Source organism: Niabella terrae (assembly GCF_054783135.1).
On the sequence record NZ_BAAGRD010000003.1, the window covers coordinates 152121 to 178291 of the forward strand.

General features: G+C 49.2%; 29 protein-coding genes and 1 tRNA gene. 17 read left to right on the plus strand and 13 right to left on the minus strand.

Annotated elements, in window-relative coordinates:
• Window positions 1–81: 81 nt before the first annotated feature.
• From ACYVI9_RS03425 to ACYVI9_RS03440, 4 genes are all read left to right on the plus strand, one after another.
• Entirely contained in the window at window positions 82–1650 is a 1569-nt protein-coding gene (locus ACYVI9_RS03425; RefSeq protein WP_460760704.1) for a hypothetical protein, read from the plus strand.
• 200 nt (window positions 1651–1850) lie between these two features.
• Window positions 1851–3080, plus strand: coding sequence for a tryptophan synthase subunit beta (trpB, locus tag ACYVI9_RS03430; RefSeq protein WP_460760707.1), 1230 nt, complete (start codon window positions 1851–1853; stop codon window positions 3078–3080).
• Window positions 3081–3086: 6 nt separating this feature from the next.
• Complete coding sequence (gene trpA / locus ACYVI9_RS03435) at window positions 3087–3875, plus strand: tryptophan synthase subunit alpha (protein ID WP_460760710.1); 789 nt, start codon at window positions 3087–3089, stop codon at window positions 3873–3875.
• A 97-nt stretch (window positions 3876–3972) separates the two neighbouring features.
• Window positions 3973–5052 (plus strand): redoxin domain-containing protein, encoded by a 1080-nt coding sequence (locus ACYVI9_RS03440; protein WP_460760713.1) that lies wholly within the window; start codon window positions 3973–3975, stop codon window positions 5050–5052.
• 17 nt (window positions 5053–5069) lie between these two features.
• On the opposite strand, the gene ACYVI9_RS03445 is transcribed toward ACYVI9_RS03440, so the two are convergent.
• The 5 genes from ACYVI9_RS03445 to ACYVI9_RS03465 form a co-directional block, all read right to left on the minus strand.
• Window positions 5070–6383: an amidohydrolase gene (locus ACYVI9_RS03445; RefSeq protein ID WP_460760715.1), complete on the minus strand. Its 1314-nt coding sequence runs from the start codon at window positions 6381–6383 to the stop codon at window positions 5070–5072.
• A gap of 27 nt (window positions 6384–6410) precedes the next feature.
• Window positions 6411–7301 (minus strand): ACP S-malonyltransferase, encoded by an 891-nt coding sequence (fabD, locus tag ACYVI9_RS03450; RefSeq protein WP_460760718.1) that lies wholly within the window; start codon window positions 7299–7301, stop codon window positions 6411–6413.
• A 79-nt stretch (window positions 7302–7380) separates the two neighbouring features.
• Window positions 7381–7977 carry a GTP cyclohydrolase I FolE gene (gene folE / locus ACYVI9_RS03455; RefSeq protein ID WP_460760720.1) on the minus strand — a complete coding sequence of 199 codons (597 nt, stop codon included), beginning with the start codon at window positions 7975–7977 and terminating at the stop codon, window positions 7381–7383.
• Between the two features lie 40 nt (window positions 7978–8017).
• Window positions 8018–8431, minus strand: a complete 414-nt coding sequence (locus ACYVI9_RS03460; protein ID WP_460760722.1) for a 6-pyruvoyl trahydropterin synthase family protein — start codon at window positions 8429–8431, stop codon at window positions 8018–8020.
• A 111-nt stretch (window positions 8432–8542) separates the two neighbouring features.
• On the minus strand, window positions 8543–8953 hold the full coding sequence (locus ACYVI9_RS03465) for a 6-pyruvoyl trahydropterin synthase family protein (RefSeq protein ID WP_460760725.1): 411 nt from the start codon (window positions 8951–8953) through the stop codon (window positions 8543–8545).
• 53 nt (window positions 8954–9006) lie between these two features.
• On the opposite strand from ACYVI9_RS03465, the gene mqnB reads away from it, so the two are divergent.
• Together mqnB and ACYVI9_RS03475 are read left to right on the plus strand one after the other, a co-directional pair.
• Window positions 9007–9654, plus strand: coding sequence for a futalosine hydrolase (gene mqnB, locus ACYVI9_RS03470; RefSeq protein WP_460760727.1), 648 nt, complete (start codon window positions 9007–9009; stop codon window positions 9652–9654).
• Between the two features lie 5 nt (window positions 9655–9659).
• Entirely contained in the window at window positions 9660–10460 is an 801-nt protein-coding gene (locus tag ACYVI9_RS03475; RefSeq protein WP_460760730.1) for a 1,4-dihydroxy-6-naphthoate synthase, read from the plus strand.
• Here ACYVI9_RS03475 and ACYVI9_RS03480 read toward each other — a convergent pair.
• From ACYVI9_RS03480 to ACYVI9_RS03500, 5 genes are all read right to left on the minus strand, one after another.
• Complete coding sequence (locus ACYVI9_RS03480; RefSeq protein WP_460760733.1) at window positions 10457–11284, minus strand: aminotransferase class IV; 828 nt, start codon at window positions 11282–11284, stop codon at window positions 10457–10459. The two genes, ACYVI9_RS03475 and ACYVI9_RS03480, sit on opposite strands and share 4 nt — an antisense overlap.
• A gap of 24 nt (window positions 11285–11308) precedes the next feature.
• Window positions 11309–11767, minus strand: a complete 459-nt coding sequence (locus tag ACYVI9_RS03485; protein ID WP_460760735.1) for a DUF4296 domain-containing protein — start codon at window positions 11765–11767, stop codon at window positions 11309–11311.
• A gap of 40 nt (window positions 11768–11807) precedes the next feature.
• Window positions 11808–13016: a bifunctional phosphopantothenoylcysteine decarboxylase/phosphopantothenate--cysteine ligase CoaBC gene (coaBC, locus tag ACYVI9_RS03490; protein WP_460760738.1), complete on the minus strand. Its 1209-nt coding sequence runs from the start codon at window positions 13014–13016 to the stop codon at window positions 11808–11810.
• A 137-nt stretch (window positions 13017–13153) separates the two neighbouring features.
• Window positions 13154–13495: a DNA-directed RNA polymerase subunit omega gene (locus tag ACYVI9_RS03495; RefSeq protein ID WP_460760741.1), complete on the minus strand. Its 342-nt coding sequence runs from the start codon at window positions 13493–13495 to the stop codon at window positions 13154–13156.
• The gene (locus ACYVI9_RS03500; protein ID WP_460760743.1) at window positions 13470–14309 is read right to left on the minus strand and encodes an outer membrane protein assembly factor BamD; all 840 of its coding nucleotides are present in this window, start codon (window positions 14307–14309) and stop codon (window positions 13470–13472) included. Before ACYVI9_RS03500 ends, ACYVI9_RS03495 begins: the two co-directional genes overlap by 26 nt.
• 222 nt (window positions 14310–14531) lie before the next feature.
• On the opposite strand from ACYVI9_RS03500, the gene ACYVI9_RS03505 reads away from it, so the two are divergent.
• Complete coding sequence (locus ACYVI9_RS03505) at window positions 14532–14939, plus strand: DUF6157 family protein (RefSeq protein ID WP_460760746.1); 408 nt, start codon at window positions 14532–14534, stop codon at window positions 14937–14939.
• Between the two features lie 142 nt (window positions 14940–15081).
• On the opposite strand, the gene ACYVI9_RS03510 is transcribed toward ACYVI9_RS03505, so the two are convergent.
• The 3 genes from ACYVI9_RS03510 to ACYVI9_RS03520 form a co-directional block, all read right to left on the minus strand.
• Window positions 15082–15168: transfer RNA gene (locus ACYVI9_RS03510), tRNA-Ser, on the minus strand.
• 36 nt (window positions 15169–15204) lie between these two features.
• A complete protein-coding gene (locus ACYVI9_RS03515; protein WP_460760749.1) occupies window positions 15205–15984 on the minus strand; it encodes a TatD family hydrolase in 780 nt (259 codons plus the stop codon).
• Window positions 15985–16114: 130 nt separating this feature from the next.
• The gene (locus ACYVI9_RS03520; RefSeq protein WP_460760751.1) at window positions 16115–16768 is read right to left on the minus strand and encodes a polysaccharide deacetylase family protein; all 654 of its coding nucleotides are present in this window, start codon (window positions 16766–16768) and stop codon (window positions 16115–16117) included.
• Window positions 16769–16896: 128 nt separating this feature from the next.
• Between ACYVI9_RS03520 and ACYVI9_RS03525 the strand changes: the two genes are divergently transcribed.
• From ACYVI9_RS03525 to ACYVI9_RS03570, 10 genes are all read left to right on the plus strand, one after another.
• The gene (locus ACYVI9_RS03525; protein WP_460760754.1) at window positions 16897–17151 is read left to right on the plus strand and encodes a hypothetical protein; all 255 of its coding nucleotides are present in this window, start codon (window positions 16897–16899) and stop codon (window positions 17149–17151) included.
• Window positions 17148–18068: a PstS family phosphate ABC transporter substrate-binding protein gene (locus ACYVI9_RS03530; protein WP_460760757.1), complete on the plus strand. Its 921-nt coding sequence runs from the start codon at window positions 17148–17150 to the stop codon at window positions 18066–18068. Before ACYVI9_RS03525 ends, ACYVI9_RS03530 begins: the two co-directional genes overlap by 4 nt.
• Before the next feature lie 117 nt (window positions 18069–18185).
• Entirely contained in the window at window positions 18186–19961 is a 1776-nt protein-coding gene (locus tag ACYVI9_RS03535; RefSeq protein ID WP_460760759.1) for a tetratricopeptide repeat protein, read from the plus strand.
• A gap of 135 nt (window positions 19962–20096) precedes the next feature.
• Window positions 20097–20492, plus strand: a complete 396-nt coding sequence (locus ACYVI9_RS03540; protein WP_460760762.1) for an NADH-quinone oxidoreductase subunit A — start codon at window positions 20097–20099, stop codon at window positions 20490–20492.
• A gap of 86 nt (window positions 20493–20578) precedes the next feature.
• Complete coding sequence (locus ACYVI9_RS03545; RefSeq protein WP_460760765.1) at window positions 20579–21160, plus strand: NADH-quinone oxidoreductase subunit B; 582 nt, start codon at window positions 20579–20581, stop codon at window positions 21158–21160.
• 19 nt (window positions 21161–21179) lie between these two features.
• Entirely contained in the window at window positions 21180–21782 is a 603-nt protein-coding gene (locus ACYVI9_RS03550) for an NADH-quinone oxidoreductase subunit C (RefSeq protein WP_460760768.1), read from the plus strand.
• 36 nt (window positions 21783–21818) lie between these two features.
• Window positions 21819–23048 carry an NADH-quinone oxidoreductase subunit D gene (locus tag ACYVI9_RS03555; RefSeq protein ID WP_460760770.1) on the plus strand — a complete coding sequence of 410 codons (1230 nt, stop codon included), beginning with the start codon at window positions 21819–21821 and terminating at the stop codon, window positions 23046–23048.
• A 53-nt stretch (window positions 23049–23101) separates the two neighbouring features.
• Window positions 23102–23602 carry an NADH-quinone oxidoreductase subunit NuoE gene (nuoE, locus tag ACYVI9_RS03560; protein WP_460760773.1) on the plus strand — a complete coding sequence of 167 codons (501 nt, stop codon included), beginning with the start codon at window positions 23102–23104 and terminating at the stop codon, window positions 23600–23602.
• Window positions 23603–23647: 45 nt separating this feature from the next.
• Complete coding sequence (gene nuoF / locus ACYVI9_RS03565) at window positions 23648–25003, plus strand: NADH-quinone oxidoreductase subunit NuoF (RefSeq protein ID WP_460760775.1); 1356 nt, start codon at window positions 23648–23650, stop codon at window positions 25001–25003.
• Window positions 25004–25036: 33 nt separating this feature from the next.
• Window positions 25037–26167, plus strand: a complete 1131-nt coding sequence (locus tag ACYVI9_RS03570; protein ID WP_460760778.1) for an NADH-quinone oxidoreductase subunit G — start codon at window positions 25037–25039, stop codon at window positions 26165–26167.
• The last annotated feature ends 4 nt before the right edge of the window (window positions 26168–26171 follow it).

The following is a 26171-nucleotide window of genomic DNA, read 5'->3' on the forward strand; positions in this document are numbered from 1 at the left end:
TAGCAGATTTTACATCGGATAAGTTTTGATAAAATTTCATATATTGCTGAAAATCAGCAAATAATAGGAGTGTAAATTACAATGCCCAGTAGAAGTACAGATGCCCTTTTTCAATTGATCAAATCGCTTCAGAAAGCAGAGAAGCGGAACCTGAAATTATTCGTCAAACGAAATTCATCGGCCGAGAGCCTGAAAAGTATCCGGGTTTTTGATGCCCTGGATAAGATGCATGAATATGATGAGGCCCTCCTGCTCAAAAAAGTGCCATCCGTCAGCAAGCAGCAGTTATCGAATACCAAGGCTTTACTTTACAGGCAGATACTCAGTAGTTTACGCGTTATTCGGGATGAACGCAATACGGACCTTCAACTTCATGAGATGCTGGATAATGCCCGGATCCTGTATAACAAGGGGCTATACCACCAGACCCTGAAAATGCTGGACCGGATCAAGGATTTTTCGCGGACCCATCACCAGCTGACCTTTCTGCAGCAGGCCTTGTTCTTCGAGAAAAAAATTGAAGCGCTCTATATCACCCGGAGCCTGCAGAACCGGGCCGAGCAACTGACGGCGGAATCCGATCAGGTGAGTGAGAGCCTCGAGCACGTCAACGCCCTGTCCAATCTGAACTTACAGCTTTACGGCTGGTATATTCAGAACGGCCATGCCCGCAATGAGAAGGATATCCGGCATATGAAAGCCTTTATGGACGCAAGGATTCCGGCGCGGATTGGGGAGGGCTTCTACGAGAAAGTTTATTATTACCAGTGTCATGTATGGTTCGCTTATATCAAACTGGATTTCCTGCTTTTTTACCGGTATACCCAGAAATGGGTGGATATTTTTCACGCATATCCCAAAATGATTGATACCGAAACCGTCATGTATGTAAAGGGGATGCACAACCTTATGGCAGCGCATTTCAACCTGCTGAACCATGACGGACTGGCCTCCTGTATCAAGAAATTCAAACATTTCGCACAGACCAGTCTGGTACAGGAAAATGACAACAACCGGATCATTACTTATGTCTACCTCTATACAGCCGTAATCAACCTGCATTTTCTGGAAGGGACTTTTCACAAGGGCATCCGGATGGTACCCTTTCTGGAAGAAATGCTGGTGAAATATGGAAAATACCTGGATCGTCACCGGGTAATGGTGTTTTATTATAAGATCGCCTGTCTGTACTTTGGCAGCGGAGATAATAACCGGGCCATCGATTACCTGAACCGGATTATTCATCAGAAAGATGATCTGCGCACCGACCTGCAATGCTATTCCAGGCTCCTGCACCTGATTGCCCATTATGAACTGGGTAATTTTAACCTGCTGGAATACCTGATCAAGTCGGTCTACCGGTATATGGCCAAGATGGAAAACCTCAGCCGGGTGGAGGAGGAGATGTTCAAGTTTTTAAAGCGGGCCTTTAAATTTAATGAAAAGACCATCCGGCCTGAGTTTGAAAAGCTCCTGGCCAAACTGAAAAAATACGAATACAACCGGCTGGAAGCCCGGGCATTTGCCTATCTGGATGTCATCAGCTGGCTGGAAAGCAAGATTTCTGGTATCCATGTACAGGATGTCATCAGAAAAAAATACCTCCAGGAGCGGACTGAGAAACTTCGCCGCAGGAAAGAAAAAAAATAGGCCAGGACAGGAAACTTTTTCGGCTGCCTGATTTTTTGTTTTATCTTCGCAGGCATGTGTAAGCCAACCTTCCCAGATATTTTCTCCCGCCGATGGTGGCGTTGATGCCACCGATCCTGGCAGACAAAGGGCTGCTATACTATCGGGAAACCGCACTGTTACTTCTCTTATCTTTACACACTTTAAACTTTTTATCAGCTATGCAGGCGACTTATAAAGAGCCCGATCCTCGGGGCTACTATGGTGAATTCGGGGGGGCATATATTCCGGAAATGCTCTACCGGAATGTGGAAGAGTTGCGAACCCGGTACCTGGACGTCATCAATAATGAGGGCTTTCAGCGGGAATATAATGACTTACTGACGGATTATGCCGGCCGGGAAACGCCCTTGTATTATGCGGCCCGGTTGTCTGAAAAATACCAGGTACCTCTTTACCTCAAGCGGGAAGACCTTTGTCATACCGGCGCCCATAAGGTCAACAATACCATCGGTCAGATCCTGGTCGCGGAACAACTGGGCAAAAAAAGAATTATAGCAGAAACCGGCGCCGGCCAGCATGGCGTGGCCACGGCCACGGTCTGTGCGCTCAAAGGCCTGCAGTGTATTGTCTATATGGGAGAAAAAGACATTGAAAGGCAGGCGCCCAATGTGGCCCGGATGAAGATGCTGGGTGCCACGGTGATCCCGGCGACCAGCGGCAGCCGGACCCTGAAGGATGCCACCAATGAAGCGATCCGCGACTGGATCAACCACCCTGAGGATACTTTCTATATTATTGGCAGTGTGGTAGGGCCGCACCCTTACCCTGATATGGTGGCCCGTTTTCAAAGTGTCATCAGCCGGGAAATCCGTCAGCAATTAGGCGAGAAAACAGGCACGGAACTGCCCGAAGCCGTGATTGCCTGTGTCGGTGGTGGCAGCAATGCAGCCGGCGCATTCTATCATTTTCTGGATGAGCCTTCAGTGGCACTCTACGCCGTGGAAGCGGCCGGTTGTGGCATCCATTCTGGCGCGTCTGCCGCTACCACACAACTGGGTAAACCCGGCATCCTGCATGGCAGTAAAAGCTATGTCATGCAAACGGACGATGGTCAGGTGGTGGAACCCCATAGTATTTCGGCGGGTCTGGATTATCCGGGTATTGGCCCGCTTCATGCCCATCTTTTTGCCAGTGGCAGAGCGACCTTTCTCAGTGCAACCGACCGTCAGGCACTGGATGCCGCTTTCGAACTGGCCCGGCTGGAAGGGATTATCCCCGCGCTGGAAAGCGCCCATGCCCTGGCCGTATTGCCGGAGCTCTACGGGGCGGGCAGGAAAAAGCCGGAAGGCGCCGTCGTGATCTGTCTGAGCGGCCGCGGTGATAAAGATATGGAGACCTATATGCAGGAACTCAACAGAAGACAGTCCATTACTCCATCTACAATTTGATCGATCATGAGCAGACTCGCTAATAGTTTTCAGAAAGAGAAGAAAATATTAAACATTTATTGTACGGCAGGCTATCCGAAACTGGACAGTACCCTGCCGGTCATGAAAGCCCTTCAGGAAGGCGGGGCCGATATCATAGAGCTGGGCATGCCCTATAGTGATCCGCTGGCCGATGGCGAAACCATTCAGCAGAGCAGTAGTGTTGCACTGGCAAATGGCATGACCATTGCGGTGCTTTTTGAACAGTTGAAAGTGATGCGCAGCAGCCCTGAAGAAGGCGGTGCCGGTATTTCCATTCCGGTGGTCCTGATGGGTTATATGAACCCCATACTGCAGTACGGATTCGAACGGTTTTGTGCCGATGCGGCCCGGGTAGGAATCGACGGACTGATTCTGCCCGACTTACCGGCCCATGAATTTGAGCATATCTATGGTCCGGTTCTAAAAGAAAATGGATTGGACTTTATTTTTCTGGTGACGCCCGAAACTTCAGAGGAAAGGGTGCGACAGTTGGATGCGCTCAGCAGTGGTTTTCTGTATGCGGTATCTTCTTCTTCTACCACCGGCGGGAAAAAGGATTTTGACGCGGTGGCCTTGTACCTGAAGCGTTTGCAAAGCTATCAGCTGAAAAACCCGGTTCTGGTTGGATTCGGCATCAGTGATCATGAAAGTTTTACGGCTGCCTGCGCTCATGCAGACGGGGCCATTATTGGTTCCGCCTATATCAAAATGATCCAGCATATACAAACGCCGGAAGCCGTTACCAAAAGTTTTGTACAAAGCATTTTGAACTAAAACGGAAATTAACAGTTTACTATGAGGAGGCAGGTTAATTTTGCGGCCGGCAGGCTGTTTTTTAACAGGCGGCTTTCCTGAAATTAAAATGTTGCGCATGAAGAAATCCGTGTTTTTGATACTGTTTTTATCGCCTTTTTATATAGGGGCCCAGCAATTGAGTCTCTCCGGAAGTATCGGTGGGCTGAAGGATTATACAACGGTCTCGCTGAGCGACCTGCAGAATCCCGGAGCGCCACTGGCTACCACCAAATCTATTTCGGGAAGATTCAACCTGACGACAAAACTGGAAGGCGCTTCTCTCTTGGGACTGGCTGTTGGCGACAGTATCAAAACAGCTGTTTTCATGGACAACGAAACGGTGCAGGTGATCGGTGATATGAAGGAAAGCGTCGATAACTGGAAGTATACCGGATCGGACGTTCAGCGTGATTTTATTGCGTTCCAGCAAACATTTACGCCCCGTTTCGGAAAATTGAATGAACTGGCCATGCTGACCCAGACAGGCGGTGCGGATGATGCATTGCGATGGCAGCTGGACAGTCTGGTACGTGATATTCAAACCGAGGTAGACCAGTTTATCCGGAAGCGGCCGGCATCCCCAGTTAGTGCCCTGGCCATCCTGTCCACCATCAGTCTGACCGAGGATATCGATCTGTTGGAGAAAAGAGCCGAGAGCCTCAAACCGGAAGCACTCAGTAATGTATTTGGCGGTCAGTTGAAAAAGGCCGTCGTAGATGCCCGCTTCAATGCGGTCGGAAGTGTCGCACTGGACTTTTCCCAGACGGATACCACCGGCAAGGATATGTCGCTGTCGCAGTTTCGGGGAAAATATGTCCTGGTGGATTTCTGGGCCAGCTGGTGTGGTCCCTGCCGCAAGGAAAATCATTTTCTGGTCAAAACCTTCAATAAATACAAGGATCAGAACTTTACCATCCTGGGGGTATCCCTGGATGAAGACCGGGAAGACTGGCTGCGTGCCATACGCAAAGACGAACTGGCCTGGTTTCAGGTCAGTGATCTGAAAGGCTGGGAAAATGAAGTCGCCGTTAAATACCGGGTGCGTTCCATTCCCCATAACCTGCTGATCAATCCTGAAGGAAAGATTCTGGCCAAGGACCTGGACAGCGAAATGCTGGACCTGAAATTACAGGAACTTTTCTCTTCTGCACCATAAAATGCCCTGTATTGCTGCTATTCAGGGCTGGTTTCCGGGCTATCCATTCTGTCGTAACCGAAAACCAGGTGACTGAATACTTTTACGCCATTCTGCAGCAGTGCATCTGAAATGATAAAATCCGGGGTATGATGTGGCGGCGCCTTGGCAGGATTATTGCCCCGGGGCATGCCCCCATAATACAGAAAGACTGCGGGCGCTTTAAGGCCATAAAAGGCAAAATCCTCCGCGCCGGTTACCCACTGGGTAGCCTGGACATTTTCCTTACCTACGGCCTGCTGCAGCAGCGGCAGAATTTTCGCGGTCAAAACCGGGTCATTGTAAGTTACCGGTGTTTTCCGGCTGATGGAAACATCGACAAGCGCCCCATTGGCGGCGGCCACATGCCGGGCCGTCCGCTCCAGACGCCGATGAATATCGCTTTGCATCGCGGTGTCGAAAGTCCGGATCGTACCACCCATTTCCAGGGATTCAGGAATGATATTATTGCGGAGACCGGAATGGATTTTTCCTACAGTGAGCACGGCCGGCGCCTTGGTCAGGTCCTCCTGCCGGCTGATAATCTGCTGGAAGCTGTTTATGATCTGAGTGGCCGTAGCAATGGGATCCACGCTTTTCCAGGGCTGGGCGCCATGAGATTGTTTGCCCTTTACCTTAATGGTGAACCAGTCACTGGCAGCCATAAATGGCCCGGGTTTATAGTATACCTTACCTTCTTCGATCCAGCTTTCTATATGGAGTCCGAAGATGGCATCCACTCTGGGATTTTCCATAACACCTTCCTGTACCATCAGCGCCGCGCCGCCTGCTTCCTCGGGCGGTGGACCTTCCTCGGCCGGCTGGAAGATAAATTTTACCGTTCCGGGCAGTTCTTCCTGCATCGAAGCCAGCAGGGAGGCCGTGCCCATCAATATGGCGACATGGGCATCATGGCCACAGGCATGCATAACAGGCACTTCCTGCCCCAGATATTCCGCCCTGGAGGTCGATTTGTAGGGTAATTCATTTCTTTCTTCCACAGGTAGGGCGTCCATATCTGCCCTGAGGGCGATTACCGGGCCCGGCCGACCACCTTTCAGTTCGGCCACAACACCAGTTTTAGCCATCGTACGTGCCGGAATACCCAGTTTTTTCAGATGTTCGAGGATATAAGCCTGGGTCTGAAATTCCCGGTTGCTGAGTTCGGGATGCTGGTGTATATGTCGTCGCCATTCGACCAGGCGGGGCTGCAGGGCAGCCGCTTTTGCGCCAATGCGCTCGGTCAGGGACTGGGCCTGGACACCGCCAATAGCGCCAACAAAAAAGCCAATGCAGAGAATAATACACTTCATTGGCTTAAAATTACTTAAAATGACGGTTTAATTGACACCGCTGACTTCCACCGACTTGTCAATTTTCAGAATCAGCCCCTGCAATACCTTCCCAGGCCCCGATTCTGTAAACCGGGAAGCGCCGTTGGCGATCATTTCCCGGACGGTCTGGGTCCAGCGTACCGGTCCGGTAAGCTGGGCGATCAGATTGTCTTTGATTTCATCCTTATCGCGTACCGGTTTGGCGGTGACATTTTGGTAGACCGGACATACGGGATTGTGAAAATTGGTTTTTTCTATGGCTTCCTGGAGTTCCAGGCGGGCGGGCTCCATAAAGGGCGAATGAAAAGCGCCCCCTACCGGCAATACCAACGCTCTTTTGGCGCCGGCTGCTTTCATACGCTCACAGGCAAGTTCTATTCCTTTAATGCTGCCACTGATGACCAGCTGGCCGGGACAGTTATAATTAGCGGCTACTACAGTTTCGCCGGTTTCTTCCCGCAGTTCACTGCATATCTGTTCCACCTGCTCATCACTGAGGTTAATAATGGCTGCCATGGCGGAAGGGGTGATATCGCAGGCCTTCTGCATGGCACCGGCGCGAATGGCCACCAGTTGAAGTGCATCCTCGAAACTCAGGGTACCATTGGCTACCAGGGCTGAGAATTCACCCAGGGAATGGCCGGCCACCATGTCAGGATGGGCTTCTTCAATGGTGCGGTAGGCGACAATGGAATGCAGAAAAACAGCGGGTTGGGTGACTTTGGTCTGCTTTAAATCCTCTTCCGAACCCTCAAACATGATATCAGAAATTCTGAAACCCAGGATTTCATTGGCCTGTTCGAACAATTTCTTGGCAAATACACTCTGCTCATAATGACTTTTTCCCATACCGCTAAACTGCGATCCCTGACCGGGAAAAACATATGCGTACTTCATCTTTTGTCGTTTCTTTTTTTGTTTTCGAGTTGCATGCAGACTCCGCGCCCCAGCAGGCAGCTTTGGATTACACGCAAATCTAGTGCAAATCTGCGCTTATCAGCTTTAAAAATTCACTTCGGGTGGGATTTTTTTGAAATTCTCCGTCAAAAGCGGAAGTCGTTGTCACGGAATTCTGCTTCTGGACCCCACGCATCATCATGCACAGGTGCTTGGCTTCGATAACTACCGCGACACCCAGTGGATTCAGGGTTTCTTTGATCGCATTCATGATCTGTACGGTCAGACGTTCCTGTACCTGCAGGCGCCTGCTGAACACGTCCACGACCCGGGCGATTTTGCTCAGGCCCGTAATCCACCCATTCGGAATATAGGCCACATGTGCTTTTCCGAAAAAAGGCAGTACATGGTGCTCACAGAGACTGTAAAGTTCAATATCTTTTACGACGATCATTTCACTGATAGGCTCATGAAATTTTGCACTATTGATGATTTCATGGGCATCTATTTCGTAACCCTGGGTTAGGAACTGCATGGCTTTGGCCTGTCTTTCAGGCGTTTTCAACAGACCTTCCCGGGAAGCATCTTCTCCCAGTAGTTCTACAATGGATTTATAGTGACCGATCAAACCCTCGGTAATCTGGGGATCGTAAGATTCATTTTTTGAATAGGACATGATTGTAAATGCGGTTAATTGTTGACCAATTTAAGGATAATTATCTTTTGGCAGGGTACTCCACAAAATTTCTGGGTGTTTCATATAAACGCACCTGCAGGTCCAGCGCTGCATCGATATGCGGTCTTAACAGCTCGTAAATGACGATAGCGATATTTTCTGCCGTGGGATTCAGGTTCCGGAATGCTTCGGTATCCAGGTTCAGGTTTTTATGGTCAAATTTCTGAAGTACTTCCCTTCCGATGATATCACTGAGTCGTTTCATGTCGATGACGAAGCCGGTTTCCGGGTCCCGGGGACCGGTGACTTTTACCACCAGGTCATAATTATGACCATGGTAATGGGGTGAAGCGCATTTGCCGAAAACCTGTTGGTTGGTAGCTTCATCCCATTGGGGCTGATACAGGCGGTGGGCGGCATTAAAATGTTCCTGTCTGAATACTGATACGTCCATGCTATTGAATTTAAACTATTGAGTGCTGCTGCCTGAATAAGGGGCGATTGCCGGTGACGGATTCTAAAGACTTAATGGTAATCCCTCATTGTTTCCAGGCCCGTGAAGGGTTCACCCGCCGTAATATTCTACATAAATACGGGGCGTTTCATACAATTTAATACAATGTAAATGTATGTCGGCCGGGATATGGGGTTCCAGCTGTTTCCATATTTCGATGGCGAGATTTTCCGTACTGCACATTTTTCCCTGCATAAAGTCCACATCTTCGTTCAGGTTTTTATGATCCAGCTTTTCGATAATCCGTGTCCGGATAATCGTGCTCAGCATTTTTACATCAAATACAAATCCGGTATTATTGTCGGGTTTTGCTTTGACGGTCACCAGCAGGTCATAATTATGTCCATGCCAGTTGGGATTGGCGCATTTACCGAATACTTCCTCATTACGCGCGTCATCCCAGGAAGGATTGTACAACCGGTGTGCTGCATTAAAATGTTCCTGCCTTGTGAGATATACCATCGCGCAAAGGTAATATTTCAACAGAATAACGACCTTTGGCCGAAGATTTTTTTATGAGCCTATTAATTGTTGCCGCAACGGCATTCGAACTCAAACCGGTGCTCAACCGGTTGAAGCGGCAGGGGCTGCCGCTGCTGATTACCGGAGCTGGTATGCCGGCCACACTCTACGCGCTTACTAAAAAACTGGCGGAACAGCGGCCTGCGCTGATGATTCAGGCCGGCATTGCGGGCTGTTTCGACCGTAAGATTCCCCTGGGGGCTACCCGGGTGATCCGGTCGGATTTTTTCGGTGATATCGGTGTGCGCCAGCATGGGCAGTGGCATACTATGGCAGATCTGGGTCTGGCTGATCCCAATCAGCAGCCTTTTAAAAAGGGCCTGCTGCCGCAGCCTTCTCTTCCATTGTTACAATCAACGGGAGTGGAATCGGCGGCAGCGGTAACCGTAAATACGATCAGTACGAACAAAGCCATGATCGATTTGTTTAGAAAGCAGGGCGTGGTACTGGAGTCCATGGAAGGCGCGGCCTTTCATTATGTAGGCCTGCAGGAAAAGATTCCGTTTTTGCAGCTGCGTTCCGTTTCTAACTATATAGGTGAGCGGAACAAAACAAAATGGCGGTTGGAGGAAGCGACCGCCGAACTGGGCAGCCACCTGCTCCAGGTATTGGAACGATTAAGTAAAGCAAAATATTTCTGAAGACAATGGTATTAACAATTGGTTTTTCTCCCTGTCCCAATGATACTTTTATTTTCGACGCCTTAGTCAATGGGGGCATCGAGTTGGATGGTATCCGGCTGGAGCCGGTACTCGAAGATGTGGAAACCCTCAACCAGTGGGCGCTGGAAGGCCGGCTGGATATTACCAAACTCAGTTTCCCCGCTTATTTCAGAACGGCAGACAAGTACAGCCTGCTGAATGCAGGCAGCGCACTGGGCAGGGGTGTGGGCCCGCTGCTGATCAAAGGCAGTGAGACGGAATACGATGCCGAAGCGGTGAATCAGGCCAGGGTGGTGCTGCCTGGCCTGAATACGACTGCCAACCTGTTGTTTCAGTTTGCTTATCCGCAGGCCCGGAATAAGTTATACAGTGTTTTTCATGAGATCGAAAATATGGTCGCCTCCGGTGAGGCGGATCTGGGTGTGATCATCCATGAAAACCGGTTTACCTATCAGGAAAGGGGGCTGCACCAACAGATGGACCTGGGTACCTATTGGGAAGCCGTCATGAAAGTGCCCATACCACTGGGGGGTATTGTGATCCGAAAAAGTCTGGGTACAGAATTGGCAGGTCGGGTAGAAGACTGGATTCGTCAGAGCCTTGATAAATCCTATCAGCATTATCCGGAAATTTCTGCCTATGTCCAGCAGCATGCACAGGCGATGAGTGAAGCCGTAATGCGTCAGCATATTGAATTATACGTAAACGAATATACCCGTGATCTCGGCGTCGAAGGTCGGGAGGCGGTAGCCGTACTGCAGTCCATTTACGAGGGCAGGGATTAGGCCAGGAGTGGCCGGATATACTGATCGTAAAGGGCCCGGCCCTGTTCACATCGATAGGTCTTTTTGTCCCATTGTGCTACCCAATGGATACCCCGAAGGGCATTGGTGAGCAATAGTTCATCCGCATCCATGAGTGTTTCCGGCTGGCAGGTCGCTTCTGTGACCCGACCCGGATGCTGTATCAGGAAAGCCCGCATCACGCCCGCGACACAACCTTCAGACAGTGGTGGTGTAAATAGTTTTCCGTCTTTTATCCAGAAAATATTTGCGATACTGGTTTCGCAAACCCGGCCCCGGTGGTTGCAGATGATACTGTCGTCCCATTGCTGCTGCAGGTTGTATTGGGCGGCTCTGCTGAATAAAAAGGCCGAAGCTGATTTCAGCACAGCATATCGGTCCGCCATTTTTTGCATCTCCGGAAAGAGGCCTATGGTGAGTCCATTGACCGGAAAGCCTTCCTGGACCGGAGTGAAAGCGGAGGCTTCCACGGCATAGTTGAGTGGCTGGGGTTTTCCCTGCAGTGGGCCGTCTCCATGGGAAAAGGATAACCGGACCCTGGCCATATTGCTGCATCCGTTTTTCTGACAGAGCGCCAGGATTTCCCCGAAAATATCAGGAACACCGATCCTGTCCGGCAGGGCATACCCCGTAAGCGCCAGGCTGTCTTCGATACGTCGCTGATGAAATCCCGCCAGGGGGATTTTTCCCTGAACCACTTTAATGGTTTCAAAAAAGCCGTCGCCGTAACGGTAGGACCGGTTCGATAATTGAATCACCGCCTCCGCCTGCTGATAAAAATTTCCGTTATAAATAAAATAGGACAATCGGGATCGTTATGGGTGATAAGTTTACTGTATGCTCTTTTCAGGCAACGGCAGTGCCTGTGGTGCCGTGGGTCGGCTGCCACGCATGACGGGGCCCTGGGCCGGCTCCGATTGCGGGCGATTCAGACTGTCGCTGTCGGGGCTGGCAGCCTCGGGATGATCGATTCTGTTTTGCCTGGTTGTGATGGTATCCAGTATCGCTGCGAAATCTTTAGGATGTGCTTTGTAATACTGCAAACTCTTATCAAAGTCATCCTTGTTGATCTTGTGGATCTCAAAAATTTTATGCAGTAGCGTATTGTTAATGGCGGCCCGGTTCTGGGTAGGGTTTTTAAAATACACATAGCTGTTCAGAAATTCTCCTGCCTGCGCCAGATCCCATAGTACGGCCTGCATTTTCTCTTTCGGCAGCACTGTTCCTTTTTTGGTACTGCAGGCCAGTAGCAGGCTGGAGATCAGGATGAAAAGGTATCGGGTGTACATCGGCGTTTATTTATTTTCATAAAACAGAAGCGGATCCGGATCAGACCGTAACAGTTGCGGTATAGGCACTGATCTGGTCCAGTATATCGGCGGCTACTGCATCTTTGGATTTTGTTTCAAATTCGATTTCACTACCATCCCGGCCAAAGATGGTTATTTTGTTTTCCTCACTGCCAAAACGCACACCTTCGCGCAGGGAATTCAGCACGATAAAGTCAGCATTTTTGCTGCGTAATTTTTCCAGGGCATTGGCTTTTTCATTATCGGTTTCCAAAGCAAAGCCCAGTAATACCTGATCCGGACGTTTGATGGCACCCAGGCTTTTAAGGATATCTTTTGTGCGTATAAGCCGGAGCGCTGGCGCCTCATCGGCTCCTTTCTTGATTTTCGTTTCGCTGTAGTCGGCCGGTCGGTAATCCGCCACTGCGGCGGCCAGCAGCGCGATATCCATCGTTGCAAAACGTTCATGGCAGGCCTGATACATTTCTTCCGCAGATCTGACCCGGATAACCTGGATGGCTTCCGGGATGGTAGCAGACATTACCGGACCGAGCACCAGGGTGACTTCGGCACCTCTGCGGGCAGCTTCTTTCGCCAGGCTGATGCCCATTTTTCCTGAAGAATGGTTGCCAATAAAGCGCACCGGATCCAGTGCCTCCTGGGTAGGACCGGCAGTGATCAAGACCTTTTTACCGGCCAGTGATCCGGTTGGGGGTTCCAGTGCGGCAGATAAAAAATCTGACAATGCGCCGGGCTCTTCCATTCGACCTTCTCCCACCAGTCCGCTGGCCAGTTCCCCGTAGCGGGGCATCACGATCTGGTGACCGAAGCGGCGCAGGGTCTCCAGATTGGCACGGGTGGCCGGATGCCGCCACATGTCGTCATCCATTGCCGGTGCGATGGCTACCGGGCAGGTCGCAGAGAGATAGACCGAAAGCAGCAGGTTGTCACAAAGTCCCTGTGCCATTTTCGCCAGGGTATTGCAACTCAGCGGTGCGATTAGAAAAATATCTGCCCAGCGACCCAATGCGACATGATTGGCCCAGGTTTGTTCTGAAAAAATTTCGCTTAACACTTCGTTTTTGGAAAGGGTGGACAGGACCAGGGGGGACACAAAATCCGCCGCCGCCGGAGTCATGATTACTTTTACTTCCGCACCCTGTTTTACCAGCAGTCTTACCAGCGCTATGGATTTGTAAGCGGCGATACTTCCCGTGATACCCAGTAATATTTTTTTCCCTTCCAGCATATTAATTGTTATTGGCAGCGATTTTGGATCCGGATGGACGGCGCCTGCTTCGCTGTACTGCAAAAATATCTAAAACTAAAAAAACCACAGTTCTGAAAAGGGGAACCGTGGTTTTGTATCATTTCCGGCAGGAAGGACTAACTGAACAGTTCGTCTTCTGCTTTTCTAAAGTAAACCTTGTCTTCCAGAAACTCATGGGTAGCCAGCAGGGCCGGATTGGGCATTCTTTCATAAGCCCTGGAAATCTCGATCTGCTCCTTGTTTTCATGAATTTCTTCAAGCGTATCTGTATGGCTGGCAAACTCATCCAGCTTATTGTGTAATTCTTCTTTAATGGAAATATTGATCTGATTGGCTCTTTTGCCAATGATCGATATAGACTCATAAATATTTCCGGTCTTTTGCTTGATGGCGCTAAGATCCTTGGTTTCCACATTATTCGGGATACCGGCGCTAAGCTGGCGTCTTAACTTGCTCATTATTGGTAAATTTTTGTATTTCAGAATTGGATAAAACGATATAATTTTCTACGTCTTTGCGTAGTTTACTGTCGGGGTAACGCTGAATAAAATCATTGGCCTCTTCGATCACCTGTTTAAAACGCTCTACTTTCTTGGTGGCCACACTCAGTTCCGCATATTTGAACTGTGACTTCACGATCATCAGTTTGTACTGGTCGGCTGCATTGGATTCCGGGTAAGATTCCAGTAAAGTCGTATAAGTCACACCGGCTGCCTGAAATTCTCCCAGATTATAATACAGCTCGGCCGCTTTCAGATTCTTAACTTCCAGTTTTTTCCGCAGCTCATCAATCAGCCGGTTGGCATCAGCGATCCGGACCGACTGGGGGTGGGTATTAATAAATGTTTGCAGGGCCCCCATCGCCTTATAGGTATTGGTCTGATCCAATTCCGCCTTGGGAGACTGGAGGTAATAAGTATAGGCCCGCATATATTCAATTTCTTCATTGCGGGGACTGTTCGGAAAGCTTTCCAGAAAGCTTTTAAACAGGTTTTCCGCATTCATATAATCTTTCTGGTTATAAGCGGAATAAGCATATTTATAATAAATTTCCTGAAACTGCTGGGTCGTCTTGTAATAAGGCATCACGTCCTCATATACCATATAAGCCTTGGCCCACTTCTTATTTTCGAAAAAATTGTCGGCCATTTTGAGCTTGAAAGCCGCATCCTTACTTTTCAGTATCTTGTTCATTCCGGGACCGCAGGACACCAGAAACAATGCAGAAAATATAATACAAATCAGCCTCATGAAGTGTGCAAAGGTAACCATAATACCACGAAAATTGGGAAAATTTTTAAAATGTCTAAATCCATGGGAGTTAAGGTTTTGGTAAAGAAAGAATCGGCGTTTTTTTAGCTATAAGTCAATTAATTGCCGCCGTTCACAGACTGCTGACAAGCTGTTGACAGTCATTGGTTGTAGATTTGTAAAATAGCGGGTATGAAATTAGTTTAAATAATAGATTATCAATGATTTAAAGATTAATTTATCATGCATTCGACAAATTATTACAACACATTTATCAGGATTGCACCGGATTCAAAAGCCACAGCAGGCAGGACACCACTCGAAAAAGCCGGTCGGAAGACGATAGCCGGCCTGCAATTGGAAATGATTGGGGGACACCCTTACCGGTACTGCTCTGACGATGTACTGTTTCAGGTATATGCGCTTAGAAACCAGCTGCCGGAAACAAAATATACGGCCGCGAGGAAACAATTCTTCTCGAAAGGCCAGGCCTGTTTCCGGGCATCACCGTTACCTAAAAGTTTTGGCTGGGGCGTTCATTTCGATGCGGAAGGACGCATGGCTGTTTATGGTTGTGAAACTGAGCAGTACCGGCGGTTGGAAGCAGACAGCCGCATTACCCAGGTAAATGCAATGCGAAGTTCGAAGTAAATTCAATCAGACTGCCGAAGCGCCATTAATAGCTGAGAAAGGTCCGCCCGGAACGGGCATCTGTCAGGGAATTTCTCCCGGTATTTCAGGAAATCAAAAAAGCCCGGATATTTGATTACAATTATCCAGGCTTTCATTATCGCAGAGAGGAAGGGATTCGAACCCTCGATACGGTTGCCCGTATACCCGCTTTCCAGGCGAGCCCCTTCAACCACTCGGGCACCTCTCTTTCTGAAAAGGTTGGCAAAAATACAGGATTTTAGCGCTACAGTGCGAATAATTTTTTCGCATTTTCGGTACAGATCGCTGCCAGGCTTTCCAGCGGCATTTCTTTCGTATCTGCCAGCTTTTGGGCCACCAGTTTTAAATAGGCCGGTTCGTTCCTTTTGCCACGATAGGGAGTTGGCGCGAGATAGGGCGCGTCTGTTTCCAGCAGTATATACTTCAGGTCCAGTTCTTTTAGTACCTGGTCCAGGCCAGACTTTTTAAACGTCAGCACCCCGCCAATACCGAGATAAAAACCCATTTCGGTGATGGTACGGGCTTCTTCCAGACTTCCGCCAAAACAGTGGAAGACGCCTTTCAGTCCCCTGGCAATATAGCCTGAAACGATGTCGATACAGAGATCAGTAGACGCTCGGCTGTGTATGACCAGCGGTAAACCATATTCCAGGGCCCATTCAATCTGCTGTTCAAAAGCCGCGATCTGCTGGGTCCGATAGGTCTGATCCCAGTACAGGTCAATGCCGGTCTCGCCGATGGCGATAAAACTTCGTTGTTCTAAAAACCGGCGAACCTGGTCCAGTTCCTGCTGATAATCAGCATTTACAGAAACCGGATGCAGGCCCATCATGCTCAGGCAGCGGGGAAGACCGGGCGCAGAAAGGCTGAAGGCTTCGAGTGCAAGCATGGCATCATGGGTGTCGGTGTCAATGGCGGGCATCAGGATGGTTTCTATGCCGGCAGCAGCTGCATTCCGGAGCATGTCGGGCCGGTCTTCATTAAATTCTGATGCATAAATATGGGAATGGGTATCAATTAACATAAAAGAGTTGATTGGAGCTTGTATTTGAGCTGCTGCGTGTTATAGAACAATTATTTTGCATATATATTGAAAACAAGTAACTTCATGGCAAGTTTTCATAGGGTACGGATTAAAAATCGGGCCCGGGTGTTTACCCAGGGCCCTTTTTCTTTTCTGCGCCTTGAAAATCAACAGGAAGCGCATGAAACTGATAGCCCTGTTCCGAGAAATATTGCAGGGTCCGGGGCAGGGCATAGGCCATATTCTGATACGCTTTTTCACTGTCATGAAATACGATAATGGATCCCGGCCGGCACCCTTTGCGCACATTTTCAAAGCATTTTTCCGGAGATATATGGGTATCGAAATCGGCACTCAGGACATCCCACATAATAATTTCAAATCCCTGTGCTATCAGGAGCTCGGCTTTTTTTCGGGTAATCCGGCCATAAGGAGGCCGAAAAAGTTTTGAATCAATCAGACCGGCGGCCTGGTTTACATTGGAAATATACGCTGGAATCGGGGCTTTCCAGCCGTTCAGGTGATTATGGGTATGGTTGCCGGTGGTATGGCCACCGGCCAATATTTGCAGGTAGATTTCAGGATGGGCCTGCACATTTTTGCCGATGCAGAAGAAACTGGCTTTTGCCTGAAAGCGCTCCAGCATTTCCAGCACAAAAGGCGTGATTTGAGGATGGGGCCCGTCATCGAAACTCAGGTAGAGAATTTTCGTATCTGTGGGAATATCCCAGTGGTACCATTTAAAAACACGTTTGAGCCATTGTGGGGTTTTGACAAAGTACATGACTGCAAAAATAATCCCCTGATGAAATTAACCATCATTTTAAAGACCGGCGCAGCACACACTATGGATTTTTCCGGATTTTGTATCTCAAGTGAAAAGTATTTATCTTGGGCCGATCAATGACAAAGATGGAGCATAAATCAAATGAAGATTACGAACAGCAGCGGAACCGCCAGGTATCCCGGATGCGATCTGTATTGGATTACGCCATGGGCGTTTTGATCATATTGATCGGTTTGTTTCTGATCTTTCGATTTAAACTGAATATCGGGCTGAATAAGACCTATCCGCCGGACCAGTGGGATAAATTATATGGTGCACTGGCGGTTGCCTATGGTGGCTGGCGGATTTACAGGGGATATAAAAAGAATTATTTCAAATGAGCAGGATATGTATTTATGCGGGGATTGGTTTGATGCTCCTGCTGATGGCCTGTAAGACGGACAAGGAAAAAAGAGCGGCGCTTCCGGATTCCCCCCTGCACGGCACCATTACCATTAGTGCGGACGAATCCTTCAAACCCGTGGTGGATGAACTCATCAGGGTTTATGAATCCAATACGGCGGGCACCCGGATTCTGGTGGAATATAAATCCGAGGCGGAATGTGTGAAAGATCTTTATAATGACAGCATCCGGATGATCCTTTCCACGCTTCGGCTGACTGAAGCAGAGCGGCAGTCTGTAGTGGACTCTATCCGGAAAAAAGTAGTCCAGATACCGGTGGCCCGGGATGCTATTGCGGTGATTCTGAACCGCAACCATCCGCTGCAGACCCTGTCCATCGAAGAAATCCGCCAGATACTGACGGGTATCTATTCCAGGTCCCTGGTACCCGTTTTTGACGGGGTAACCGCTACCAGTACCGTGCGGTATATGATCGATTCCGTATTGAAGGGCACCGCTCTGACTTCCAGAGCCGCTGCCGCCAGGTCCAGTGATTCGGTTATTCAATACGTGATGAACCACCCGGATGCGATGGGTTTTATCGGTGTCAGCTGGATCGGCAATCCGGAAGATCCGGCCCAGTTAAAGCACTTAGAAAAAGTTAAAATTATCCCGCTGGAAAGCAACGATACCGCCGGAAAATATATCTTACCTACACAGGAGAATATCTATACCAAGGCATATCCGCTGACCAGGGATCTGACCTATATTCTGAAGGAAAGAGGCCGGGGATTAGGCACGGGGTTTGCAGAATTCATCACCGGTGAAATCGGCCAGCTGATCTTCAAAAGGGCCTATCTGATGCCGGGACGGCGCAGTTTTATCCTGAGACCGGCGGAACTCCATGAGGAATAGGCGTCTAGGCTGAATGTTATAAAAATGCTGTCATTTCAGCGAAGGATTTGCAGGAAAAGGCAAAAAAACTATATTTACAACTAGTTTAAACCGAAAATTTAAAAAATAAAAATGAAGATGAACAAAACAATCCATCTACTCGCACTTGGTGTGATGTTGAGCAGTGCGGTGTTTGCACAGTCCGTGGAGGATGGCGTGAAAGACTTTTATAACGGTAACTACGACCGGGCCATTAGTGTCCTGGAAAAGCAGTCCACCGATGCGAATGCTGCTTACTGGCTTGCTGAAAGTTATTTTTACAAAGGAAAAAATGAGGAGGCAAAGAATATCGTCACCAAAGCTTTGACCGCCAATCCGAATAATTACCTGTTGCTGGCAGCGAAAGGTCAGTCGCAGTTGCTGGAGAACAAGGCTTCCGAAGCCCATCAGAGTTTTGAGGCCGCGATCACCGCTGCAGGTAAAAAGGATGAGGACAAGGCGCAGGCTTTAAACGCCGTGGGTCGTGCCATCTCCAAGGTCTTTAATAATATCGACAAGGTCGGTGATATCAAATATGGTGTTCAAAAACTGGAAGAAGCCAAAGCCGTTGAGACCGGTATCAAGGACAAAAAGCAGGACAAGACCTTGCTGGCAGATATCCTGACCAATCTGGGGAATGCTTATTTGAAAGCCAACCCCGGCGATGGTAGTAAATCTTTCAGTGCTTACCAGGATGCCCTGCTGGCTGATCCCACTTTTGCAGCGGCAGAATACCAGAAGGCCCGGATTTTCCGGTCCCAGCGCAATACCGATATGTACCTGCAGTCGCTGACCAAGGCTACTGCGATCAATTCGGAGTTCTATCCTGCCCTGGACGACCTTTATGAATATAACGCTTATACTGCCAAAAGTATTGAAGCAGCGAAGCCGTATGGTGATAAATTGGAAGCTTTGATGCCTCCCGGTCCCAATAACCAGTATTTTAAGGCAACAGCGGCGTATTTTACGAAAAATTACAATGAAGCCATTACTATTGGTAAGGATATTATCGCCAAAGCAGGTGCGCAAACCAATCCCAAAGTTTACAAACTGGTGGCCTATGCCCTGATCGATAATAAGGACACGGCGGCAGCAATTCCTTTTGTAGAAGATTATTTCAAAAACCAGGATCCGGAAGAGTTGGTTACCAAGGATTATATCCTGAAAGCCACCGCTTATTCAACCACACCAGGCAGGGAAGCGGAAGTGGTCAAGACATTCGAGCAGGCACTGGCGGCAGATACTTCTGTAGACGGTAAAATCGAAGTCCTGGAAACCGGCGCCAAAACCTTTGCCAATGGCGGTCGCAATGCACTGGCTGGTGATCTGTATGCCAAGATTCTGGAAATAAAACCTAAGGATAAACTCACCATCAATGATTTTTTCAATGCCGGCTATACCGGTTATTATAAAGCAGGACAATTTGATAAAGCCTGGACTGTTTTTGATGCTGCCCGGACCCGTTTCCCGAACTGGAATTACGGTTACAAACTGGCTTTCTCCAGCAGTCAGAACTTTGATTCTGTCAATGCACAGAATAAACTGGTACCCGATGGCGAAAAATACATCGCTTACCTGCAGTCACCCAAGGATACTTCAGCCGCTACGACCAAAAGAGCTGAAATCCTGACCACGGCGATTCCGCTATTCACTTATTATGCGAATGTGGCCAAGGACAATGCCAAGACCCTGCAGTACCTGCATCTGGCCCATGATAATGCCGATAACCCAACGGTAAAAGAACAGATTGCCGGTTATATCACGCAAATGGGTGGCACCCCTGGTAACCCGAATGCGGCACCGGCTACGGATAGTACCCAGGCGGCAGGCAGTACGACTCCGGCTGCAGACAGCAGTTCTACCAGCCAGCAGTAAGTTGCCCCGGTAATTTTAAGAATATTTTAATGGAATGCATGAACCCCGCTTTAAATGCGGGGTTCATGCATTATGGCAATTAATTTCTTGGGATAATTGACCAGCCTGCCTTATTTTTGCAAATTACTGAATAATATGGTTTATTTACTTAAATCCGTTGTCACTGAAAATACTGCGCAGTCTTTTTTACCGATTGGATTGCAGCTGATTTTCGCCGGCGGACTTATCGTAACACTGGTGATAGTCACCCATTTATTAGGCCCATCCCGTAAAACAAAGGATAAACTCGAAAACTTTTCCAGCGGAATTGAGTCTCATGGTAATGCCCGCCAACCCATGGCCATCAAATATTTCCTGACAGCCATTCTGTTCGTTTTATTTGATGTGGAAGTCATCTTCTTCTACCCCTATGCGGTCATATTTAAAGACCTGGGTTGGGAAGGCTTTTATGCCGTCCTGATGTTCGTTAGCTTTTTTCTGCTGGGCTTTATCTATATCATTAAAAAGGGTGCACTTAAGTGGGAAGACTAGCCCCTCACCTAAAGGGGATCAATTTTTTCTAACCGTTTCATTGTAGGGATGAAACAAAACGGCCCTTTTTCAGGGCAAGCTTGGTTATGAGACCAGTATCATACAATATAAAGCAAAAGCCACTGGAGGCAGATATCAGCATGGCTGAAATGCCCGAAGGGCATCAGGGGCAGGGATTTTTCGCTACCAAACTGGATAGCGTGATCGGCCTGGCCCGTAAAAATTCCATCTGGCCGCTGCCTTTTGCCACTTCCTGTTGTGGCATTGAATTTATGGCCACCATGGCTTCTACCTATGACCTGGGTCGTTTTGGTGCCGAAAGGGTGGGTTTCTCCCCCCGGCAATGTGATTTATTAATGGTTATGGGAACGATTGCGAAGAAAATGGGACCGGTGGTAAAACAGGTATACCTGCAGATGGCCGAGCCCAGATGGGTGATCGCCGTGGGCGCCTGCGCCAGCAGTGGTGGCATTTTTGACACTTACAGTGTGTTGCAGGGGATTGACCAGGTAGTACCGGTGGACGTATATGTGCCCGGATGCCCGCCCCGGCCTGAAGCGATCCTGGACGGGGTCATGCGCATACAGGACCTGATTGGCAGGGAAAGCCTGCGCAGAAGAAACAGTGAACAGTATAAGGGACTGCTGGAGAGCTACGGCATCCAATAGTTCCCAGCAATCATTTCAAATGACAAATAGTACAGGCATGGCACTGACCACGGAATGGATAGAACAGCAACTAACGCAGCGCTTCAATGACCAGGTAGGGCATTTTGAAGAGCAGTATGGCATCCTGGGTTTTCATGCGGATGCAGCCATCAATCTTAAAATCCTGAATTTTCTGAATGAACCGGAACCGGGCTTCCATTTTCTGACCGATATCTGTGCCGTGCATTATCCGGATCAGCCAGGTCAGGAACTGGCAGTAGTCTACCATTTACATAATATCAGGGAGAATGTCCGGATTCGCATGAAAATATTTGTGGACATTCAGCAGCCGGAAGTATTTACCGCCACCGGTATTTTTGCGGCTGCCAACTGGATGGAGCGGGAGACCTATGATTTTTATGGCGTCCGGTTCATCGGCCATCCCAACCTGATCCGGATTCTGAATGTCGAGGAAATGGATTATTTCCCGATGCGTAAGGAGTTTCCGCTGGAAGATCAGAGCCGTACCGATAAGGACGACGAAATGTTCGGCCGGGGCGGCATGCTGGGTTTTGGTACCGAAAAAACGATGGAAGGAACCCTAGCTGAGGATGAAAAGACGGGCGATATTGCCGAAAGGTAAATTTACAACTGAATAACCGACCAGGATTAAATAGAAATGGCTGAAATCAATCAAAATATCAATCTTCCCGCTGGCAGCATCGAAAAACAGACGACGACCCTTAATCTGGGGCCGACCCACCCGGCGACACATGGGGTGTTTCAGAATATCATCGAGCTGGATGGCGAGAAGATCGTCAAGGCGGATCAGACCGTGGGCTATATTCACCGTGCATTTGAAAAAATTGCGGAACGGCGCCCCCTGTATCAGATTACGCCGCTGACCGACCGCCTGAATTATTGTTCAGCACCGTTGAACAATATGGGCTGGCACCTTACCTGCGAAAAACTGCTGGGGGTGAAAACCCCGAAGCGGGTGGACTACCTGCGGATCATCATTATGGAGTTGGCTCGGATCGCCGACCACCTGATTTGTAATTCCATTGTGGGTGTGGACAGTGGCGCGTTCTCCGGATTTCTGTATGTGATGCAGTACCGGGAACTGATCTATGAGATCTGGGAGGAAATCTGTGGTTCCCGGCTGACCACCAATATCGGCCGCATTGGCGGATTTGAAAGGGATTTCAATAATATCGCTTTTGAAAAACTGGATAAATTTCTGAAAGAATACCCCGATGTACTGCGGGAATTTGAAAACCTGTTTACCCGGAACCGGATTTTTATGGACCGGACCATCGGGGCAGGTCCGATCAGTGCGGAACGGGCACTGAATTATGGCTTTACCGGACCCAACCTGCGGGCCGCAGGCGTGGATTATGACCTGCGGGTCGTGTCGCCTTACAGCAGCTATGAAGAGTTTGAATTTGATGTGCCTGTAGGCAGTACCGGTGATTGTTATGACCGCTACCTGGTCCGGAATGTGGAAATGTGGCAGAGCATGCGGATCATCCGTCAGGCCCTGGAAAAGCTGGGCAACCTGAAAGGTGAGGAAGCTACCGTCTATCATGCCGATGTTCCGGAATATTATCTGCCGCCCAAGCAGGATGTCTATACAAAAATGGAAGCCCTGATCTGGCATTTCAAGATCATCATGGGCGAGATTGATATGCCGCCGGGTGAAGTCTACCAGGGTATCGAAGCCGCCAACGGGGAGTTGGGATTCTATTTTATCAGTGATGGCGGACGGACGCCTTACCGCCTGCATTTCAGGAGACCCTGTTTTGTCTATTATCAGGCTTATGAGGAACTGGTCAAGGGCGGCATGCTGAGTGATGCCGTTATCGTGATGTCATCGTTGAACCTGATTGCGGGGGAAATGGATGCCTGATGACCTGATAAGTGGCAGAAGAATTAAAAAAATATACGCGAAATAATAAAAAGATGAGTGTTCAGTTCTCAGAGGAAAATTTGGATAAAACCCGGCAGATTATTGCCCGTTATCCGGAAGGCCGTCAGAAAAGTGCCCTGATTCCGGTTTTGCACCTGGCGCAGGAGCAGTTTGGCTGGTTGAGCGAGCAGGCCATGGATTATGTTGCCGGGCTGCTGGATCTGGAACCGATTGAAGTGTATGAAGTGGCGACTTTTTACAGCATGTTCAACCTCAAACCTGTGGGCAAATACCTGTTTGAAGTCTGCCAGACCGGTCCCTGTATGATCCGGGGTTGCGATGATATCATCGCTTATATCGGTCAGAAACTGGATATTAAACCCGGTGAGACTTCTGCCGACGGGCTGTTCACCCTTAAGACGGTGGAATGCCTGGGCGCCTGCGGTTATGCACCGATGATGCAGGTAGGCAAGCACTATAAGGAACACCTGACGAAAGAAAAGGTCGATGCCATCATCGAAGCCTACCGGCAGGAAGCAGCCCTGCAACAGTAAGGGGTTGCCGGTAAATAAAATTGATCAATTATTGATTTTGGATACATGGGTAGAAAACTATTATTAGAAAAAGCAGGGGTAGAAGGCATCCGGTATTTTGAAACCTACCGGCGCGAAGGCGGCTACCGCAGCGTGGAAAAAGCGCTGAAGACAATGGCTCCTGAAGATGTTACCGAGGAAGTGAAAAAATCAGGTCTCCGGGGTCGGGGCGGTGCCGGTTTTCCGACCGGACTAAAATGGAGCTTCCTTGCCAAACCGGAAGGGGTACCCCGTCACCTGGTCGTCAATGCCGATGAAAGTGAACCCGGTACCTTTAAAGACCGCTACCTGATGGAATTTCTGCCCCATATTCTAATTGAAGGCATTATCGTGGCATCTTATGCCCTCGGCAGCAATACCTCTTATATCTATATCCGTGGGGAATATGCCTGGATTGTAGACATCCTGGAACAGGCCATCGCAGAAGCCCGTCAGAACGGGTTCCTGGGAAAAAACATCCTGGGCAGTGGCTTTGATTGCGAAGTTTATGTACAAAGAGGGGCCGGCGCCTATATCTGTGGTGAAGAAACCGCCCTGCTGGAATCCCTGGAGGGCAAAAGGGGAAATCCCCGGATCAAGCCGCCGTTCCCGGCCGTCAAAGGGGTCTGGGACCGGCCTACCGTGGTCAATAATGTAGAAAGCATCGCTGCCGTGGTACCGATCATCAATGAGGGCGGTGAGGAATATGCCAAGATCGGTGTCGGTAAATCCACCGGTACCAAACTGATCTCCGCCTGCGGGAATATCAACAAACCGGGTGTATATGAAATCGATATGACCATTTCGGTGGAAGAATTTATATACAGTGATGAATGGTGTGGCGGTATTGCCGGTGGCAAGCGCCTGAAAGCCTGCATTCCCGGAGGCTCTTCGGTACCCGTGCTACCCGCCAACCTGCTGTTGAAGACCGCCAAGGGCGAACAGCGGATGATGAACTATGAAAGTCTTTCCGACGGTGGCTTTCAGACCGGATCGATGATGGGTAGTGGAGGTTTTATTGTATTTGATGAAGACCAGTGTATTGTGCGCAACACCTATACACTGGCCCGCTTCTACCGCCACGAAAGTTGCGGCCAGTGTTCCCCCTGCCGGGAAGGTACCGGCTGGATGGAGAAACTGCTGCTCCGGCTGGATCAGGGCCAGGGTAAAATGAGTGATATAGAACTGCTCTGGAATATTCAAAGCAATATTGAAGGCAATACGATCTGTCCTTTGGGCGATGCGGCAGCATGGCCGGTCGCGGCGGCCATCCGACATTTCCGGGATGAATTTGAGTGGCATATCACCCATCCCGAAGAAGCGCAGCAGCATAATTTCGGGCTGGCGCATTATGCGGATGCCCTGGAACCGGTTACCGCTTAGGCAAAGTATTAAAAAAAGAATTTACTGAATTTCATGGCAACAGAAAATAAACAGGAAGCAGCCCCTACCATTAAGGTGACCATCGACAATGTAAGCATTGACGTGGCGCCGGGCACGACGATACTGCAGGCAGCCCGCCAGATCGGTGGTGATATCACGCCGCCGGCCATGTGTTTTTATACCCCGCTGGAAGGCAGTGGTGGTAAATGCCGGACCTGTCTCGTGGAAGTCAGCAAGGGCTCAGAAAAGGATCCCCGTCCGATGCCCAAACTGGTGGCCAGCTGCCGTACCGGCGTCATGGACGGTATGGAAGTTAAAAGTATTACCAGTCAGCGAGTACTTGATGCCCGGGCCGGAGTGGTGGAGTTTCTGCTGATCAACCATCCCCTGGATTGTCCCATCTGCGATCAGGCAGGAGAGTGCAAGCTACAGGATCTTAGTTATGAGCACGGTCTGGAAGGCACCCGTTTTGAATTCAAGAAAAGGGTTTTTGAAAAACATGACCTGGGTAAATACATTCAGCTGCACATGACCCGTTGCATTCTTTGTTACCGATGTGTGTATACGGCTGATCAGGTAACCAACAAGCGGCATCATGGCGTCCTGGACCGTGGCGACCACGCCGAAATCGCCACTTATATCGAAAAATCACTGGATAATGACTTTATCGGGAATGTGATTGATGTTTGTCCCGTGGGCGCCCTGACGGATAAGACCTTCCGCTTTAAAAACCGGGTATGGTTTACCAAACCGGTAGAAGCGCATCGTGATTGCGATAAATGCTGCGGCAAGGTAACCCTCTGGAAAAGGGGCGATGAAGTCCTGCGGGTAACGGCCCGTAAGGATGAGTGGAACGAAGTCAAGCCCACCGAAGACGGTAAAGCCGGCTGGATTTGTAATGAATGCCGGTTTGAAAAGAAGCAGACTTCCGACTGGGTGATAGAAGGGTTGACAGAGATCGCCCGCGGTTCCGTTATTGGCGCCAATAAATACCCCGGACTGCAGAAACCCGACGAAACCATCCAGAAAGTAATGGGTGGCAGGCAACCGAAGCTGCTGCTGGACATCCATAGCATCAGCGAAGTCAATGATCCTGCCATTGACCTGAGTAGGATTGAAGGGCCGGCTACCGGAGCGGTATTCAATAAAGATAAAAAACAATAGCAGT